This window comes from Halorhabdus rudnickae (assembly GCF_900880625.1).
GTDB lineage: Archaea > Halobacteriota > Halobacteria > Halobacteriales > Haloarculaceae > Halorhabdus > Halorhabdus rudnickae.
In genome coordinates, this window is sequence record NZ_CAAHFB010000001.1 from 572,910 (window position 1) to 588,018 (window position 15,109).

Below are 15,109 nucleotides of genomic sequence, written 5' to 3' on the forward strand. Positions count from 1 at the left end.
TTAATATTACCTAACCTTACATTAATTATATAATTATTAAATATCTTTAGAAATTCATTTTCAACCCAGCAATAAAGTGGAGAGTGGCTATGAGCCAATCAGAATCGGAGGGAGAGAACTTCCTCGCAGAGCACCCGCGAATGATCGGCGTCCTGTTCATGCTGCTCGTGTTGCTAACGCAGTTCGGAGGGACGGCAGCAGCAATCAGTAGTGCCAATCCAGGCCCCTAAATCTCGGACTGCATTTCTTTACTCCAGACGAGTTGCTCCTCGTACAAGACTGGGAAGTCACCGTTCTCACAGAGACGGTTGAACTCCTCACTAGTCATTTCCACGTTTTCGAGAGATGCCATCACTAGGCAATTCGCTTCGAACGGGGAAAAGTGCCAATCACGTAGACTCCCGTTTGAGATGTCTGAAATGGGGTATCCCTGGATGTCCAAGTCCAGCATGTCTGATTCGATGGATTTCAATTCCATGTGCAAGGGCGCGCCCATTTGGCTCTCGACGATGTTCGCGTGTCCGTCCCCCACGACCATATACCGGCTTGCGAGTTGCTCGTCTTCCTCCAACAAGGTCCGTGCCGTCGAGAGCGAGAAACCGCTGTCCAGTAATCGAGCCAATGTTTTCCCGACGCTCGTCGCTGTCGGGTTCGGAATGTTCGCGAGCGTGACGATCCCACCCAGCGCGCCGGCATCTACCAGTTCCCGGCCCTGCGCGTATGAGTTACACGCGTTGAGCAGGAACGCGCCAACGCCGACATCAGAAAGGGATCGCGCGTCAAGATGTCCATCGGCACACCGGAATCCTTCGTCCTCGACGTGGCCGATGTAGTGGAAAAAGTCCGTCTCCTCCTGTAGTACGTCGGCAAGTTCGGCTTGCGTCAACTCCTCGTGGATCGTGACGTCGAAGTCGATCCAATCTCTGGCGCCGTAGACATTCGAGACGACGGACTCGTCGCTCATCGCATCCTCGTTGTTCACCACGTCGACAGAGATCCGTCCGGATTCCGTCGGTTCGTACTCGAGACGCCGTTTGAACGCGTCGAGGGTCATCTTCGTCGCGCCCATCGGGATCCCGTCGCCGACGAACGTCTGCATCAGGCTGTCGGCCGGTTCCGGCCGGAACACGCGCTCCTCGACTGACGGCCGACTCGTGGTACTCTCGGATCGGACGGCGGTGGACGGCCCCCTGAGCAGGACCGGCTCGTCGCGAAAGAGCGACTCGACGTCGGGGGACGTGTCTTCGAGGACTCGCGGCGTGATATTGCCACGGCGTGGACAGCGAATCTCTGCCAGATCGGCCGCAAGGAACGAGAGGACCGGAACGTTTTCGGCTTCAGGCTGGACATCGGCGGTCAGCTTCCACTCCGGCGACACGGGTTCGACCACTTCGAACGGAACGTCGAGATACGCTCCGGTGCGCTCGGCGAGAGACTGGTTGTACAGCGCCTCGAAATCCAGCGTTGTCCGCTCCTCGAGTATCGACCGTTCGCGCAGATCCACATTGTATAGCCCTTCGGTCCGCGTGACACAGTCAAGCGTGAAGACGTGTCGCAGAATGCGTGCCACGTGCTGCTCGAAGCCGTCCGGTCCATCCAGCGGGATTGATCGCCCGTCGGCGACCAATCTAGGTCGGGCACCCGGTTGGATGTCCGCGTCGAGATAGTACGCCAGCGGTGCGGCGGGGATGACGCGGTCCCACCGGTCCGGTACTTCGATTGAGACGGACGGTTCTCGGTCGACAAAGCCGCTCGGGACCGACAGTTCCTCGCCTCGTTTCAGCACGGGAGGATGGCCGCGCAACGTCGGGAACGACCGCTCGGGAGAAGTCGTCTTTAACGCCGCTCTGAACTGGGAGAGCGCAGTCATCACGTCGTCGATGTCGTCGGTCGTCGTGATGGTACGGGCCGGTTGTTCGTGATACGAACGGATGCCGACGATCACCTCGGTCGCTTCCGGAAACGATAGTTCGACGTAATCTCCAGTCGCATCGACCGAGAAGGCTCCCTCGATGCCAAGATACAGTTTGAGTTGAACGGAGGAGAACTCTACGACGTAGCTGCCCGGATCGAACGCCGCTTCGTCGCCACCCGTACACTGTGCGACCAGGTCGAACTCCGCGTCCCTGATCCAGACCCCGACGAGATACGGGGTCCGGACGACATCGACGTCGACCGAAACGGCGCTGTCGACGGGAATCGGTAGCGCATCGGAGGAACACGGTGTACACTCGACCGGTTCGGCCGTCAGCAACGTGAACCGCCCGCCGTCGATCGGATCGACGAGGTGGACACCTGGCGGTGTCTGCAGCGTCTCGAACCGCGGTTCTGAGGACGGGACTGCGGTCATAGGTGGCTGAACGACGGCGACCCGTCGACGTGCTGACGGCCCGTGTCTACCGTCCTGTCGGGGACGTCAGCTAAAAAGGGTTCTGACGGGAGAAAACCTGCAAAGAGGAATACCACGCCGTTCAAAAAGAGTGTCAGTACCACCGCGATCAGTTTCTGAGCGAACGTCATTCGAGTCATGGAACGTGTCTATTGACAAGATGTCTTAACTTTACTCGTTACCTCTGTATACCATCTCTCCAGACCGTTGGAAGACCTATTTTCGGAAGATGTACCGCTACAGCAGCACTCAGCCCCGTCAGGCCGTCGATACCTGATTTACTCCGGAGCGTAATAGTATTCGCCAGCTTGCTTTTGCTCTCGATCCAGACGGCTCCCGGGTTTGTTGATCCGTGGCCGTGAGGTGCGTTCGTCCCGTCGGAAGGTAATGTCGAGATTACCCAGGAAGTCGTTCATCCCGTCGCGCATCGACTGGGGCGTACTGGCGTGGCCGGAGACAGCGGGTTCGCCGTCGAACACCAGTAGGCGATCGGCCAGCAGGTCGATCATGTAGATGTCGTGGTCGATGACCATCGCCGTCGCGTCGTGGTTCTCGGCGTAGCGACGGATCGCGCTGGTCGCCAAGACCCGCTGCTCGACGTCGAGGTGGGCGCTCGGCTCGTCGAGCAAGTAGAGGTCGGCGTCCCGGGAGAGACACGCCGCGATCGCGACGCGCTGGCGCTCCCCGCCCGAAAGGTCGGTCAGTTGCTGCTCCATGATCCCCTCTAACTGGAGGGGCTGGGCGATCTCGGTGTTCCAGTAGGAGGTCCCGAAGTCGTCGGCGATCGATCCGAGGAACGCGTCGACGCGCATCGGCTGGTCGACCTCGACGTACTGGGGCTTATAAGAGATGTCGAGACTCGCGTCGATCTCGCCCGCGTCCGGTTCGAGACGCCCTGCGAGCAGCTTTGCGAACGTGGACTTCCCGATCCCGTTGGGGCCGACGACGCCCAGCACCTCACTCTCACGGATCTGTCCCGATTCGACGGCCAGCGAGAACTCGTCCTCGCCGTAGCTCTTCTCGATGTCGGGATACTCGATCACCACGTCGCCCGCGCTGACCGACCGCGGGGCGTGTTCCTCGAACTCGATGGCTTGCTCGCGGATACGCATGTTCTCGTTCTCCAGATAGCCCGCGAGATATTCGTTGATCCCGCTTTTGACGGACTTGGGATCGGTGATGACGCCGAACGCGCCGGGCCGACCGTACCCGACGTGGATGGCGTCGGCGAGCAGGTCCAGAATGGCGAGGTCGTGCTCGACGACGAGCACCGACCGTTCGCCATCCTCTGCGAGTTCCTGGATCAGCCTGGCGGCGGTCATCCGCTGACCGATGTCGAGGTACGGCGAAACCTCGTCGAGGAAGTAGAAGTCCGCGTCCCGTGCCAGCGCCGCAACGAGGGCGACCCGCTGAAGTTCACCACCCGAGAGCGTGTCGATGTCTTGGTCTACCACTGGACCGATCCCGACGCGCTCGATCAGTTCATCGAGGACGCCGCGCTCGTCGGTCTCCGCGAGCAGATCGTGGGTCGTCCCGTCGAACTGGTCGGGGATTCGGTCGACGTACTGGGGCTTGCGCGCGACCGAGACATCCCCGTCGAGCAGCGACTCGAGGTAGTCCTGGAGGGCTGTCCCGCGGTACTCGTCGAGGACGGTCTCCCACTCTGGCGACTTGCCGAACTGGCCGAGGTTCGGCGTGAGTTCGTCGGCCAGAATGTGGACAGCAGTAGTCTTCCCGATGCCGTTCGGACCGAGGATACCCGTCACACGACCTTTTTCGGGTGCCGGCAGCCCATAAAGCGCGAAGGCGTTCTCGCCGTAGCGATGGACGGGTTCGTCCTCGAGTTCCTGCGGGAGATTGATGATCTCAATGGCGTCGAACGGACACTTCTCGACGCAGATTCCACAGGACTCGCCGAGACAGATCTCCTCACTGATCCAGATCTGATCGGCCCTCCCATCGAAGGGTTCGCCCTCCTCGTAGTGCTCGTCGCGGGTGACGATACACTCCTTTCCCGTCCGGTTGGGTGGACAGAAGTTCGCACACTCGTAGTTACAGCGGTCGGGCTGACAGCGATCGAGGTCGACGACGGCGATTGAATCATCTGCCATGAATAGGTCCTCCGAGGATCAGGCCGGTGCGGTTGTCAACAGGATGCTCCAGGTGACGAACCAAAGCGAGAAGGTCATGAATCCGATGTATAGATAGTCTTTCGTCGAGAACTCGTCGATGTCGACGCCGACGACTTGCAGGATCGGGAACTGGACGAGGATCGCCGCAGCGAGGACGCCCAGTGCCGTCCTCGAACTCGGATCTAGTTCGAGGACACTGGAGGCGATTCCCGCGCCCATGCCCAGGACCGTCGTCAGGCCCGTGACCACCACGCTCTTGAGGTGGCCGGTCAGCTGGCGCGTCGTTTCCGTAGCCATACCACAAGGTGTGCCACCGGGGCTAAAAAGGCGTTCGTTCCCTTCTCTGGGTCCCGCACATCGAGTTTGTGTCCCGGACGCCCCGAAGTCGAACGTCTGCCTCCGGCGTTACTACTCGGTGATGATCACATCCCAGGCTGCCTCCTCGAAGCCGAACGTGTGCGATTGGCGGTCGTCTCGAACGACAGGTCGGCCGACTCGACTCCTCAATCTTTATACGGACGGCGTTCCGAAGAGGCAATAATGGCTGAAACCGAGGAGGAAGAGGGTATCGAAGACCTCCCGCCGAGCGCGAAACTCGTCTACAAGGTCCTCGAATACAAGGGACCGCTGACCCAGAAAGGGATCGTCGAGGAATCGATGCTCTCGGCCCGGACGGTTCGATATGCCCTCGAACGACTCGAAGAAGTCGACGTCGTCTCCGAGGACGTCTACTTCGCCGACGCCCGGCAGAACCTCTACGAACTCACTACTGAGGACGCCGAAGAGACACAAGACCAAGCTGTCTCTGACTGAGCCCTTTTCGCTCCTGCACCTCTGTGCACGGACTAGCAGTTGCTTCTGGCTGTCTCGATGGCTTCAATTTGAGTCTCGACCGAAAAGTAGTCCAAAACGACCGCTCGATGGTGGCGCTGTTGGGGTGTAGTCTTAGTTTCCGTCGTCTTCTTAGGACCACTCACCCGGAACACTCCCTGAGTGCTATCAAACGAGATAATTTGAGAACTATGTTTAATTGAGTGCGTCGAGTAATGACGCATACACTAATTAGCGGTATCCCAGACGAAAATGATGCTCGGATACAATATGCGTGATGGCGAGCGAGCGCAAGTGGGAATCGGCACGCTTATCGTATTCATCGCGATGGTGCTGGTTGCGGCTGTCGCGGCAAGCGTATTGATCAATACCGCCGGATTCCTCCAGAGTAGCGCTGAGCGGAGCGGCGTCCAGGCAGCCGATCAAGTCACCAATCGCTTGGTCGAAGAAGACAGCGTTGGCATAGTCGATGCTGCTTCCGGCACAGTGACTACCGTCGAGATGACAGTCACACCTGCTCCCGGATCTCAGGACGTTGACCTGAACGATACTACCATACAATGGGTATCGTACGATGGGAGTCAACAATTGGTCTACATCCAGCCCGGAAGCGCATCTGTCGGTGAATTCAACTGGACGACGTTGCGTGATAACGATGGCTCGATAGCGAACGACGACATCTTGAACCACCCAATTGATAAGGCTGTGTTAACGATCGAACTCGGATCGGGCGATCAGCCATCAGAACTCGAACCGGGGACAAAAGCAAAGGCTATCATCGTAACCGGGTCGGGAGGCAAGACGACAGAGGCCCTTGTCGTCCCTGACTCGCTCTCCCAGAAAGAAACTGTTAGAATCTAACGATGGTATGCTGTGGTTCTCAGTGCGACGTTCGCTCCCGTCCGGAAGGTACCCTTCCTCAAGCTTGAACGACACTGATCTGCCGGCCATAATCGATCGCCTGCTCGAGTTCCTCGGCGATCGCACTCCCGCGTGAGACCTGCACTTCGCCGCCACGACTCACTGTTGCTGTAAAGAGATACTCCCCATCAGCTCGCACTTCGACCGTCTCGCCGGCGAGCCCCTCGGCTGGGACGACGACGTGCCGGGAGGTGATCTCGGGCGTGACGGTCCGGCCGGCGTCGGCGCCACCTCCGTCACCCGATCCTGACGAGCCAGAACGGCTCTCCTCGCGTTCGTCCAGCGTTCGAACGTCGATATCGATGCCCAGCCGGTTCTCGACGTCGCTGATCCGGCCGCCACCTTTGCCGATGACCTGTGAGATGTCCCGCTCTTCGACCCAGACGACCGCCCGGTCGCGCCCCCGCACTTCCACCTCGACGTGCCCGTTGGCGATCGAACGGATCTCGCGTTCGACCTCCTGGCGCGCGATGCGGTCGACACCGCTCTCAGCTCCCGCGTCGTCACCCAGTGGCACCGTCACGACCTGACGGTTGAACGTGTAAATCTCGTACTCCGGGACTCCCGTCTCGAAGTCCTCGATGACGATCACCGGGCGCGCGAGGTCCTCTTCCATGAGCCCCTCCGGGACTTTTACCTCCGTATTGACATCGTAGACGGTCTCGATCTCGCCGGCCTCGATATAGACGACAGTGTCGACAACTTGTGGGATCATTCCCAGTTCAACGCGACCAACGAGACGCTGCAGGGCGTCGATCGCGCGGGTCGCGTGAACGACACCGATCATGCCGACGCCCGCCAGGCGCATGTCCGCGAACACCTCGAAGTCGTCGGTCTTGCGCACCTCGTCGTAGATCGTGTAGTCCGGCCGGACCATCAACAGGGAGTCGGCGGTCCGCTCCATCGATCCCGCGAGCTCGGTGTACTGGGTGATCTCCGGGCCGACCTGGAGGTCCCTCGGCTTCTCCATGGTCTTGACCGAGAAATCCGACTCGGCAAGGAACTCCCCGACGGCCTGGGCGAACGTCGATTTACCGGCGCCGGGCGCCCCCGAGATGAGGACGCCGCGCTGGCGTTCGAGCAATCGCTCGCGCAATTGGTCGGCGTACTCGTAATCGTCGAGTTCGGTCTGGACGATCGGTCGGACGGCCGTGATCTCCAGGCCGTCCGCGAAGGGGGGCCGGGCGATCGCGATGCGGTACTCCCGGAACTGGACGATCGTCATCCCCGGTTCGTCGATCTCGATGAACCCATCCGGGCTTGCGCGGGCGCTCTCTTCGATGTCGTGTGCATACTCCTTGAGCTGGCCCTCCGTCGATGCCTCGTCGCGGATCGCTTCGTAGTGCATATCGCCGATCGCACCACGCTTTGCCATCGGCTTTGCACCGACTTTGAGGTGGACGCTCATCGTCGTCTCGTCGAAGAACTGGGCGATCTCGAGGGATTCGACGTCCCTGCCAACTGGCTCGATAAAGACGACATCTAGCCCCTTTGCGCGGGCGACCTCGCTCTGGACGACGTCGCTGGTCACGAGCGTCGCGCCGCGGTCGGCCGCGAGATCTCTGATCAGCGCGTCGACGTCGCCCTCGTCGGCGGCGTGTTTTTCGGAAGCCTCGGGGCGACGACCGACGTACTCGACCTCGATCGCCCCCTCGTCGGCAAAGTCTGCCAACTGCTGTAGTTCCTCCAGACCGTCCCAGCCGGTCTGTCGGCCGTCGTTGGCCTGAGATTCGAGTTCACCGACGACCGCTTCGGGGACCGAAACCGTCGCGTCGGCGAACTCGCCGTCGGCGACGCGATCGGACACGCGACCGTCGATTATCACGCTCGTGTCCGGTACGATGTTCATACCTGACGGTGGGGCCCCAGCGGTGATAAACGCCAGCATCCCGGCGGCACGGCCCCAGCGGATCACCCGCACTCAGCGGGCGAATCCGGAGTCCGAACACGGGGAAAGATAAACCGTCGTGCCGTAGAGCCGCCGATGTCCTCACCAGACACACTTATTGCCGGGGAAACCCTCGTCGACATGTTTCCGACGTCGTCGGGACCACTCGCCGACGTCGAGACGTTCGAGCGCCGGGCCGGTGGCGCACCCGCGAACCTGGCGGTTGCGATGACGCGCCTCGGGTCGGCACCGTATCTCTGGACGAAACTCGGATCGGATCCGTTCGGTGACCATCTGGCAGATGTCCTCGACACGGAGGACGTTCCCGATCGGTTCATCGAGATCGATCCCGATCGAAAGACCGCCCATACACTCGTCGGTGACGACCCCGCGGCCGATCAAGCGTTCGTCTTCTACAAGGAGGGAACCGCAACGATGGCCATGGAACCGGGAACGGTCGCTGATGATGCTCTGGCGGACCTCGAATGGGTCCACTTCGGCGGCGTCATGCTCTGTGAGGAACCGGCCCGGACGGCGATGCTCGACCTCGCCGAGCGAGCACAGGCAGCCGACTGCACCGTCTCGTTCGATCCCAACACCCGCGAAGATCTCTGGCCCGATCCGACGAAACTCGAACCCACGATGCGGGACGCCCTCGAACTCGCTGACGTCATCAAAACTGATCGTGAGGACCTGGCAATGCTGCTGGATTCGGTCGAGAATTCTATCGAGACGGTGGCCGAGGAGCTGACCGGATACGGTCCACACTCAGTTTTCCTCACGCAGGGATCCAAGGGCACGTACGCCCTCGCAACCGATGATTCACCCTGGGGGCCCGCTGAAACGGACCAACCGACTCTGCACGTCGATGCCATCGACACGACGGGGGCTGGGGACGCGTTCACGGCCGGTGCGATCACGGCACTGCTGGAAGGTAAGTCCCTCGACGAGGCGATCCGATTTGCCAACGCTGTCGGTGCACTCACGACGACAGAGACCGGCGCTATGGCCCCACTCCCGACGCGGGAAGCCGTCGAAGGATTGCTGGAGTCGGCCTGATGGGCGATTGAAGAACTTTTCGACCCATCTATCGTCGATCTGGATTCTCCTCGACGAGCGTTCACAGGTTCGGAGGGTAGAGCCAACTACAAACAAATCTGACTGAGATCGTACGATTTCACCAACGCAGAACCGAGTGTACCTCTACCCACTACCTACGACCTAGAGAACCGTAAGAAAACTAGTGCGAAGTGGACCAAAAAGAGAATTTAGGACAGAGAAATCGCTACCGAGCCAGGGAAACCACCGGAATTAGGGCGTCACGTCAGGAGGGTCCAGTCCTGCACGAAACAATAGGACAATCGACGACGCAAGGAAATCCGCTAGCGGCAATACCGGATCCAATCGCTCCTCGTGAGTACCGCGACCGTACCCATCAAACTTCTCTGTCGCTAATACCTTCAGTGAGTGATCGACTAGCCGCCACAGATTGTACAGTAGACAGCTGAAAGCAAATGAGAAGAACCGCATCCGATAGTCTGTAGATGCAATAGATGGCACCAGGGGCGTAATCATCTTGTACTCAATTTCAATATCCCACCGGTCGGAGTACCGGTTCACAAGCCCCTCTGCATCCAGTGGGGATACATCATCCCGGTTCGTCGCGAACAACGCGTACCCTGTGTCGTCTTCATGCCGAACAATCCAGTCATTCCGCTGCGCTGGAACATGCATTAACGTCACGTCGTGACTGTACCCGTTTTCATCAACCGTCTCATCTGCTTCAGGATCGATGTACGGTGTGGAATTCCTCAAGTATAGAGCTGCGTCTTGTTCTACCCGCGCAGTCACCGCCGGGTCGTTCCGTACATCAGCAGCGTCACGTCGCAGTCGCTCCGAGTTTTTCTTCTTCGGGATCAAGTAGTCCACATCGTAGTACTGATCTAGCACGTGGAACACACCGTGCTGGTCGAACGCGCGGTCAGCCATCACCAGATGGATATCCACCAACTCCGTCGCCTGCGCCATTAACCTGTCAACGACTTCCGCCCACGACACGGACTCCCCATCCCGCTCCCACCTCGAATTGTGCCGAATCGGCTCTACGGCAATAACGAGCGGCGTATTTCGGCCAACAATCGTTAGCGTTGCATACTGGTACTCGTACGCCTCATCCTCTTCTCCACCGTTTACCATCTCTGGATAGTTCTCCTTCGGGTACTTCGGAGTCCCATGTACCATAATCGGCTCCTCATTGTCCGATACAACATCGGTATCACCTTTCCATGGGGTGACGTGATATGGCACATTCGTTACGTCGATGGCTGCTGCAACCGGTTCTGAGAACATTTCCCCAGAAGCTACCGTGTCCAACATCTGGTCTACTGCATCACCAAATTGATCTTGGACAGTGTCAGCAACTCGCCGCCAGTCCGGCACCGGACGCTTCTCATCTGATCCAGTAGGAAAATCATCGAACGTGTACTGGTACCCGCTCGGTGTCCCGAGCTTTTTGACTGCTCGGACGTGCGTATCGTGATGAAGTGCGTTCTCTCGAAACTTGTTAAATGAGCGGTGAGCTGATCGTGTCCCTGCGGTGTCCATCAAACTCATCAACAACTGGTGCTCCCAGACGGTTTCGTCTTCGTGGACAACATTATGGCTCCGTCCAGTATCTAATGCTGGCGCCACATCATTCAACATCGATTCTATGACCCCCGGTGCTTGCTCATCGACGTACTGATAGAGTGGTTGTGAACTCTCAGCGATTTCATCTGGGGAAGGATTAGCATTAGGTGAATGAGCAGCGTGTGTCTGTACTCTATGCTGTTCACCGGCGCTTCTAATTCGATCTGCGACACGGTTGAGTAGCCGACGGAACTCAGCTGAAAACCGGTTTCGTATCGTGTAAGAGATCGCTTGCTGTGTTGGTGGGCGGTCAAACCCAAATCGAAGTTGTAGATACGGCCAGGTTTCGATTCGCTCGGAGAGTTGTTTCTGGCTCAGCTCTGCAACTTCTTTATATAGGAAAAGTCGAACCATAGACTCAAATTCGAATGAGTCGCTCGTTGTGATATTGTATGCGTCGTGAACTTCCTCGAATGGGAGTGAGAGGTCCTCTATTACCCGGGAAATACTTTCATGGATGTCGAAGAGGTTAGCTGCCTGTGACACCAACCGATTTTCCAGCGACTGTGAATCCTCTTCAGTCATCTCTCGCGAGGACAAAAACCTGGCTTGTGTAGACAAGAAGAGCAAGCCGGACTCGTTGTGGCGGTTCAAGCCTGTCGCCTCTGAATTTCACCTCTACTTGCTTTCTCTGGAGTGACAGATAGTCATCTTGAGTAAGGGTAGTCTGGTTGTAGCGTGAAGGCTGCTGAAGGGTGTCTTTCGAGATCAAACTTGATCTCACCTCAGTCTCTGATTCAGGTTGTTTAGATAGCAAGTTAGTTCGTTACGACCTCGTGTTTGATTCGAACATCTGTTTTTCGTCCCTCGCCACATATAAACCTTCGCGAACAGATGTTTAGTTCGAACAATGAGCAGCGGCGAGTCCGACCCCCCTCTGAGAGACGCGAATACAGCTAACTTCCTGCAAAAGAAGGGAACAATGGAGATAATCGTCGAAATCGGGGAGTATGACTCTCGACGTCATACCGATCTTCGCAAGGAACTGCTATTGAGTTCCAGTACGATTCAGCAGCGACTCAACGAAGGGAAACAACAGGGGTTCTGGGAGCAGACGTTGGAAGAGCGTGGTGATGTTGCTGCAAAAGTCTACCAGCTCACCACGCTTGGGAACGAGATTTATCAGAAAGCAGTTTCGGTGAACTTGAATCAACTGTATCAATCAAAACGCGACATTATTCGCTCGATAGATAATCGAGAACGTCGTGTTATCGTTGATTCATCGCCACCTGATGCAGACTGGATATCTGATATAGATATGGAAGAACATGAACTGCATTCTGTTCAACAGTTTCTCCAACAATTTGGAGAGAATAATTCCTGATGGGACCCGTACCACTGCTGCGTTGTTGGAACAAGTCAATATTTCGTTGGTGAACCCAAATATAGATCCTATATAGAAATATTCTAAGCGAATACCCTATCCAGTCCTCCAACAAACCCCTAGTTTGGACTGAGTAGAACGCACACTATTAGCTACGATTGATATCTTGAGAGGCTCTAGTGGGTGATCTGAAAGAAACTACGCATATTGCTGATACGGTCCCGGTTCTCACTTCAGCAGTCGGTTTTGTACATTTCGCAAAAGGGGGGCCCACCCCTAGTTTGGAGTGAGGTTATATGATTGTGAACACTTTTTAGATTACTCTTCCAAAGTATGAGACCTACTGAGAATCGAAAGCTTACACAAATACTGAGTCCTCTGGGAGTTGCGCAGGTTTACGTCCACTTCAACGGGCACTCAAAGAAGGATACTAGAAATAGTAGTTTTCGATCAGGAGAATGGGTCGTAGTCGGGGAAGACGGTTTGCGCTTTCTGAACAACGCTATGTGGAGGCGATCTCGTGGGCTTGTTGTCGTGTGAGATATAATACCGGTCTGTATCGAGTTTTTGTATATGGTAGTTCTTTCCGTCAGGACCTTCAATAAGAACACGCACCTCCTGCTCTTCTACAGTGTTCGTTGTTTCAGGGCTCAGACGGTGAGAAAAGCCGGCTTGGTCGAAATATGGTTTCATCGTAGCTTGGACGTCGTCAGGGAAGATTCTACCACTGCTAACTAACGTATACCGCCCGCCCCGTGTGTTCCGCATCTCCGACTCCTGTATGATGGTGGCATGTTCGTAGTCGTCTTTGGTTTTCAGCAGCTCGTATCCTAGAGTCTCGTCATCATCGGTTTCTGAAGGTACAGTCTTGACGAACACCGATTTGATGGTCGCATTGGACATCGCTGAACCTCTTAGACCACATTTCCAAGCCGGTGAACATCAACCTTTGTACGGCAGTAACCTAAAGAGAGTGCGAGTCACACCACTGTCTCCATATTCTAGATTCTATCGCGGCTCAAGGATTATTGTGCTCGCAAGAGTCTAATTTCTCTTCCCATCCATTCTCCGAGTAGGCATCGTTATTTGATGCGATATCGTGTAGCTGTTTAGCGGAGTCCACTGACTTCAACCGCTGTTGGAGATACTTAGCACTCTCTGAGTTAAGGTAGTATTCTCCTTGAGATCGGACAGCGGTTCCATGCTTAAGAAGGTAAGATAACACGTTTGAGACTGTTTGATCAGCGATGTCGAGATCTGAAGCAATCTCTGACGGGGTGAAGCTACTTTTTCGATTGCGGACAAGAAAGCTAATCACCTCATACTTGTCGGTCTCCGGCTTCACTAGGAATGGTTCACCGTCTTTGTCTTCTCTCATAATTCAGAATAGTGGATGACTACTGATTTCCCGTCATATCTGGATTAGCGGTTTCTAAACGTATTCTACTGTTCCCTCAATCTCGAATTTGACGATGCAACTCTTTCCCTCACGCTCTTGGCCACTACACGAGACTTTATCTTTGAACTGGTTGTGGTTTTGACTTATGTGTTTTTCTACCTTCCAACCTACAGCTGCCTTCGTACCGCAAACCGGGCAGTTCACGTGACTTGGTAGATCAGATTTACCGTATCTCTTATACCTAAGACGATCGCCCACGGGCTTACTCATTTTAACTTCTACATCCAGTGACTTCAGGTTTGGATACTGGTCAGAAATTGAGTCAGCTTCTCCCGACGAGAAAAACGGCTGGAAGTCATCCGTCATAACTCGAAGGTACTCAGCACCCGCACTTAGAATTATCCTCGCAAAAGCCTCCAAGCAACACCTTGTGAGGTTGTTCAGAGGGTCCAGAACTGTTCGCCGCCGATCTTAAACGACGAAACACCGTCTAAATTCTGGAGACGCTGAGTAGCTTCCTCACGCTGAACTCCGTACACTTCCATCACTTCCGGAACGGCCACAGGCCCATACTCCGCAACGAAACCTTGCAGTTCCTGAGCCTCTTTCTCCTCGATTCCCTGGAACGTGAACTGGGTTTTGAAGTCCGAATACCGGATACGGCCACTCTTCGGAACGGGCTTCCCTTGGATCTCCATAAACGTGAACGGAAGCTCGCCGCGCTCACCGGTCTCCAACTCAATCTCGTCCAGATCCTCCTCAAACTTCCCCGAGTCCAAGCCCAGATCCAAGGCCAAGTCAATCAGGACGTTTCGGTCGTTGATGTCGCGGCCAGCTGCAACACCGCGACGCCACAGCGCCCTAATGTACTCCACGCCTCGGTACTGTTGGATAGCTGCCTCGAACGCCCGGTTGATCAATTCCGTCGACTCCGGAGGGTCATCATCCCAAAACGAAAGATCGACCGGCATACCCAACTCCTGACTGACTTCCGCCCATTCCTGCTTCGCCCGTACTGGATCGATTTTCCGTACAGGAGCCGGTTTGTAGAAGAGCTCAACCTTTTACCGTAGCACTCTTTGACACGCTTCATCACCGGTTGGACGCCCCAAGACATCGCGCTCAACGCATCGACTTCCTGAACTACAACCAAGACCTCATCTTCTTCCTCTTCATCGTTTTCGTCCTCCTCGTCGTCGGCATCCTCCAAGTCTTCGGATTCGTCGACATCGTCTTCCGGCTCCCTACCCGGATCTTCGAGATCCGGCTCCTCAACCTCTGGTGGTTCAGGTTGTAACTCTTCTTTGTCCTCACACTCCTCACCATGCTCGTTGTGTTCGGAACCGTCACTGTCTCCCGGATCGTTGACGCCTGTCGGGTCAGTAACGGAGCCAACCCAGCACTGGCACCAGTGCCGCCACCAGAAGCACCACCAGCACCCGCAGCGCCTGCTGCAGCACCAGCGGTACCAGCAGTGGCCCCAGCAACTCCTTCCCCGCCACTACTGGAACCGTTGTCTCCGCCATCCCCGTTGAAA

Annotated in this window: 15 protein-coding genes; 6 read left to right on the forward strand and 9 right to left on the reverse strand. The window is 56.5% G+C overall.

Features of this window, described 5'->3' with window-relative positions; translation table 11 throughout:
* The first annotated feature begins 89 nt into the window (after positions 1-89).
* Positions 90-230, forward strand: coding sequence for a DUF7503 family protein (locus BN2694_RS16950; RefSeq protein ID WP_167879950.1), 141 nt, complete (start codon positions 90-92; stop codon positions 228-230).
* On the opposite strand, the gene BN2694_RS02905 is transcribed toward BN2694_RS16950, so the two are convergent.
* The 3 genes from BN2694_RS02905 to BN2694_RS02915 form a co-directional block, all read right to left on the reverse strand.
* Complete coding sequence (locus BN2694_RS02905; RefSeq protein WP_135662446.1) at positions 227-2,350, reverse strand: hypothetical protein; 2,124 nt, start codon at positions 2,348-2,350, stop codon at positions 227-229. The genes BN2694_RS16950 and BN2694_RS02905 overlap by 4 nt on opposite strands.
* A 317-nt stretch (positions 2,351-2,667) precedes the next feature.
* Positions 2,668-4,500, reverse strand: coding sequence for a ribosome biogenesis/translation initiation ATPase RLI (locus tag BN2694_RS02910; protein ID WP_135662448.1), 1,833 nt, complete (start codon positions 4,498-4,500; stop codon positions 2,668-2,670).
* Between the two features lie 18 nt (positions 4,501-4,518).
* Positions 4,519-4,818, reverse strand: coding sequence for an EMC6-like membrane protein (locus BN2694_RS02915; protein ID WP_135662450.1), 300 nt, complete (start codon positions 4,816-4,818; stop codon positions 4,519-4,521).
* Positions 4,819-5,061: 243 nt separating this feature from the next.
* Between BN2694_RS02915 and BN2694_RS02920 the strand changes: the two genes are divergently transcribed.
* Together BN2694_RS02920 and BN2694_RS02925 are read left to right on the forward strand one after the other, a co-directional pair.
* Complete coding sequence (locus BN2694_RS02920; protein WP_135662452.1) at positions 5,062-5,334, forward strand: ArsR family transcriptional regulator; 273 nt, start codon at positions 5,062-5,064, stop codon at positions 5,332-5,334.
* A gap of 288 nt (positions 5,335-5,622) precedes the next feature.
* Positions 5,623-6,213, forward strand: coding sequence for an archaellin/type IV pilin N-terminal domain-containing protein (locus tag BN2694_RS02925; RefSeq protein WP_244605340.1), 591 nt, complete (start codon positions 5,623-5,625; stop codon positions 6,211-6,213).
* A 58-nt stretch (positions 6,214-6,271) separates the two neighbouring features.
* On the opposite strand, the gene BN2694_RS02930 is transcribed toward BN2694_RS02925, so the two are convergent.
* Positions 6,272-8,122: a PINc/VapC family ATPase gene (locus tag BN2694_RS02930; RefSeq protein WP_135662456.1), complete on the reverse strand. Its 1,851-nt coding sequence runs from the start codon at positions 8,120-8,122 to the stop codon at positions 6,272-6,274.
* Between the two features lie 135 nt (positions 8,123-8,257).
* Between BN2694_RS02930 and BN2694_RS02935 the strand changes: the two genes are divergently transcribed.
* Complete coding sequence (locus tag BN2694_RS02935; protein WP_135662459.1) at positions 8,258-9,220, forward strand: carbohydrate kinase family protein; 963 nt, start codon at positions 8,258-8,260, stop codon at positions 9,218-9,220.
* Positions 9,221-9,472: 252 nt separating this feature from the next.
* On the opposite strand, the gene BN2694_RS02940 is transcribed toward BN2694_RS02935, so the two are convergent.
* Entirely contained in the window at positions 9,473-11,374 is a 1,902-nt protein-coding gene (locus BN2694_RS02940) for a hypothetical protein (RefSeq protein ID WP_135662461.1), read from the reverse strand.
* Positions 11,375-11,699: 325 nt separating this feature from the next.
* Here BN2694_RS02940 and BN2694_RS02945 point away from each other — a divergent pair, with 325 nt between their 5' ends.
* Positions 11,700-12,173 carry a hypothetical protein gene (locus BN2694_RS02945; RefSeq protein ID WP_135662463.1) on the forward strand — a complete coding sequence of 158 codons (474 nt, stop codon included), beginning with the start codon at positions 11,700-11,702 and terminating at the stop codon, positions 12,171-12,173.
* A gap of 450 nt (positions 12,174-12,623) precedes the next feature.
* Here the strand turns inward: BN2694_RS02945 and BN2694_RS02950 are convergent, their stop codons facing one another.
* The 3 genes from BN2694_RS02950 to BN2694_RS02960 all read right to left on the reverse strand — a co-directional run bounded on the left by BN2694_RS02950 (position 12,624) and on the right by BN2694_RS02960 (position 14,543).
* Positions 12,624-13,076 (reverse strand): hypothetical protein, encoded by a 453-nt coding sequence (locus BN2694_RS02950; protein WP_135662465.1) that lies wholly within the window; start codon positions 13,074-13,076, stop codon positions 12,624-12,626.
* A 529-nt stretch (positions 13,077-13,605) separates the two neighbouring features.
* A complete protein-coding gene (locus BN2694_RS02955) occupies positions 13,606-13,938 on the reverse strand; it encodes a hypothetical protein (RefSeq protein WP_135662467.1) in 333 nt (110 codons plus the stop codon).
* A 74-nt stretch (positions 13,939-14,012) separates the two neighbouring features.
* Positions 14,013-14,543: a DsbA family protein gene (locus BN2694_RS02960; RefSeq protein ID WP_135662469.1), complete on the reverse strand. Its 531-nt coding sequence runs from the start codon at positions 14,541-14,543 to the stop codon at positions 14,013-14,015.
* Between the two features lie 128 nt (positions 14,544-14,671).
* On the opposite strand from BN2694_RS02960, the gene BN2694_RS02965 reads away from it, so the two are divergent.
* Positions 14,672-14,869, forward strand: coding sequence for a hypothetical protein (locus BN2694_RS02965; protein WP_135662471.1), 198 nt, complete (start codon positions 14,672-14,674; stop codon positions 14,867-14,869).
* A gap of 82 nt (positions 14,870-14,951) precedes the next feature.
* On the opposite strand, the gene BN2694_RS17880 is transcribed toward BN2694_RS02965, so the two are convergent.
* A complete protein-coding gene (locus tag BN2694_RS17880; protein ID WP_280176659.1) occupies positions 14,952-15,074 on the reverse strand; it encodes a hypothetical protein in 123 nt (40 codons plus the stop codon).
* Between the last annotated feature and the right edge of the window lie 35 nt (positions 15,075-15,109).

Coding starts and splice junctions, on each gene's coding strand:
- BN2694_RS16950 (WP_167879950.1), top strand. CDS start 90: ATGAGCCAATCAGAATCGGAGGGAGAGAACTTCCTCGCAGAGCACCCG.
- BN2694_RS02905 (WP_135662446.1), bottom strand. CDS start 2,350: ATGACCGCAGTCCCGTCCTCAGAACCGCGGTTCGAGACGCTGCAGACA.
- BN2694_RS02910 (WP_135662448.1), bottom strand. CDS start 4,500: ATGGCAGATGATTCAATCGCCGTCGTCGACCTCGATCGCTGTCAGCCC.
- BN2694_RS02915 (WP_135662450.1), bottom strand. CDS start 4,818: ATGGCTACGGAAACGACGCGCCAGCTGACCGGCCACCTCAAGAGCGTG.
- BN2694_RS02920 (WP_135662452.1), top strand. CDS start 5,062: ATGGCTGAAACCGAGGAGGAAGAGGGTATCGAAGACCTCCCGCCGAGC.
- BN2694_RS02925 (WP_244605340.1), top strand. CDS start 5,623: ATGCGTGATGGCGAGCGAGCGCAAGTGGGAATCGGCACGCTTATCGTA.
- BN2694_RS02930 (WP_135662456.1), bottom strand. CDS start 8,122: ATGAACATCGTACCGGACACGAGCGTGATAATCGACGGTCGCGTGTCC.
- BN2694_RS02935 (WP_135662459.1), top strand. CDS start 8,258: ATGTCCTCACCAGACACACTTATTGCCGGGGAAACCCTCGTCGACATG.
- BN2694_RS02940 (WP_135662461.1), bottom strand. CDS start 11,374: ATGACTGAAGAGGATTCACAGTCGCTGGAAAATCGGTTGGTGTCACAG.
- BN2694_RS02945 (WP_135662463.1), top strand. CDS start 11,700: ATGAGCAGCGGCGAGTCCGACCCCCCTCTGAGAGACGCGAATACAGCT.
- BN2694_RS02950 (WP_135662465.1), bottom strand. CDS start 13,076: ATGTCCAATGCGACCATCAAATCGGTGTTCGTCAAGACTGTACCTTCA.
- BN2694_RS02955 (WP_135662467.1), bottom strand. CDS start 13,938: ATGACGGATGACTTCCAGCCGTTTTTCTCGTCGGGAGAAGCTGACTCA.
- BN2694_RS02960 (WP_135662469.1), bottom strand. CDS start 14,543: ATGCCGGTCGATCTTTCGTTTTGGGATGATGACCCTCCGGAGTCGACG.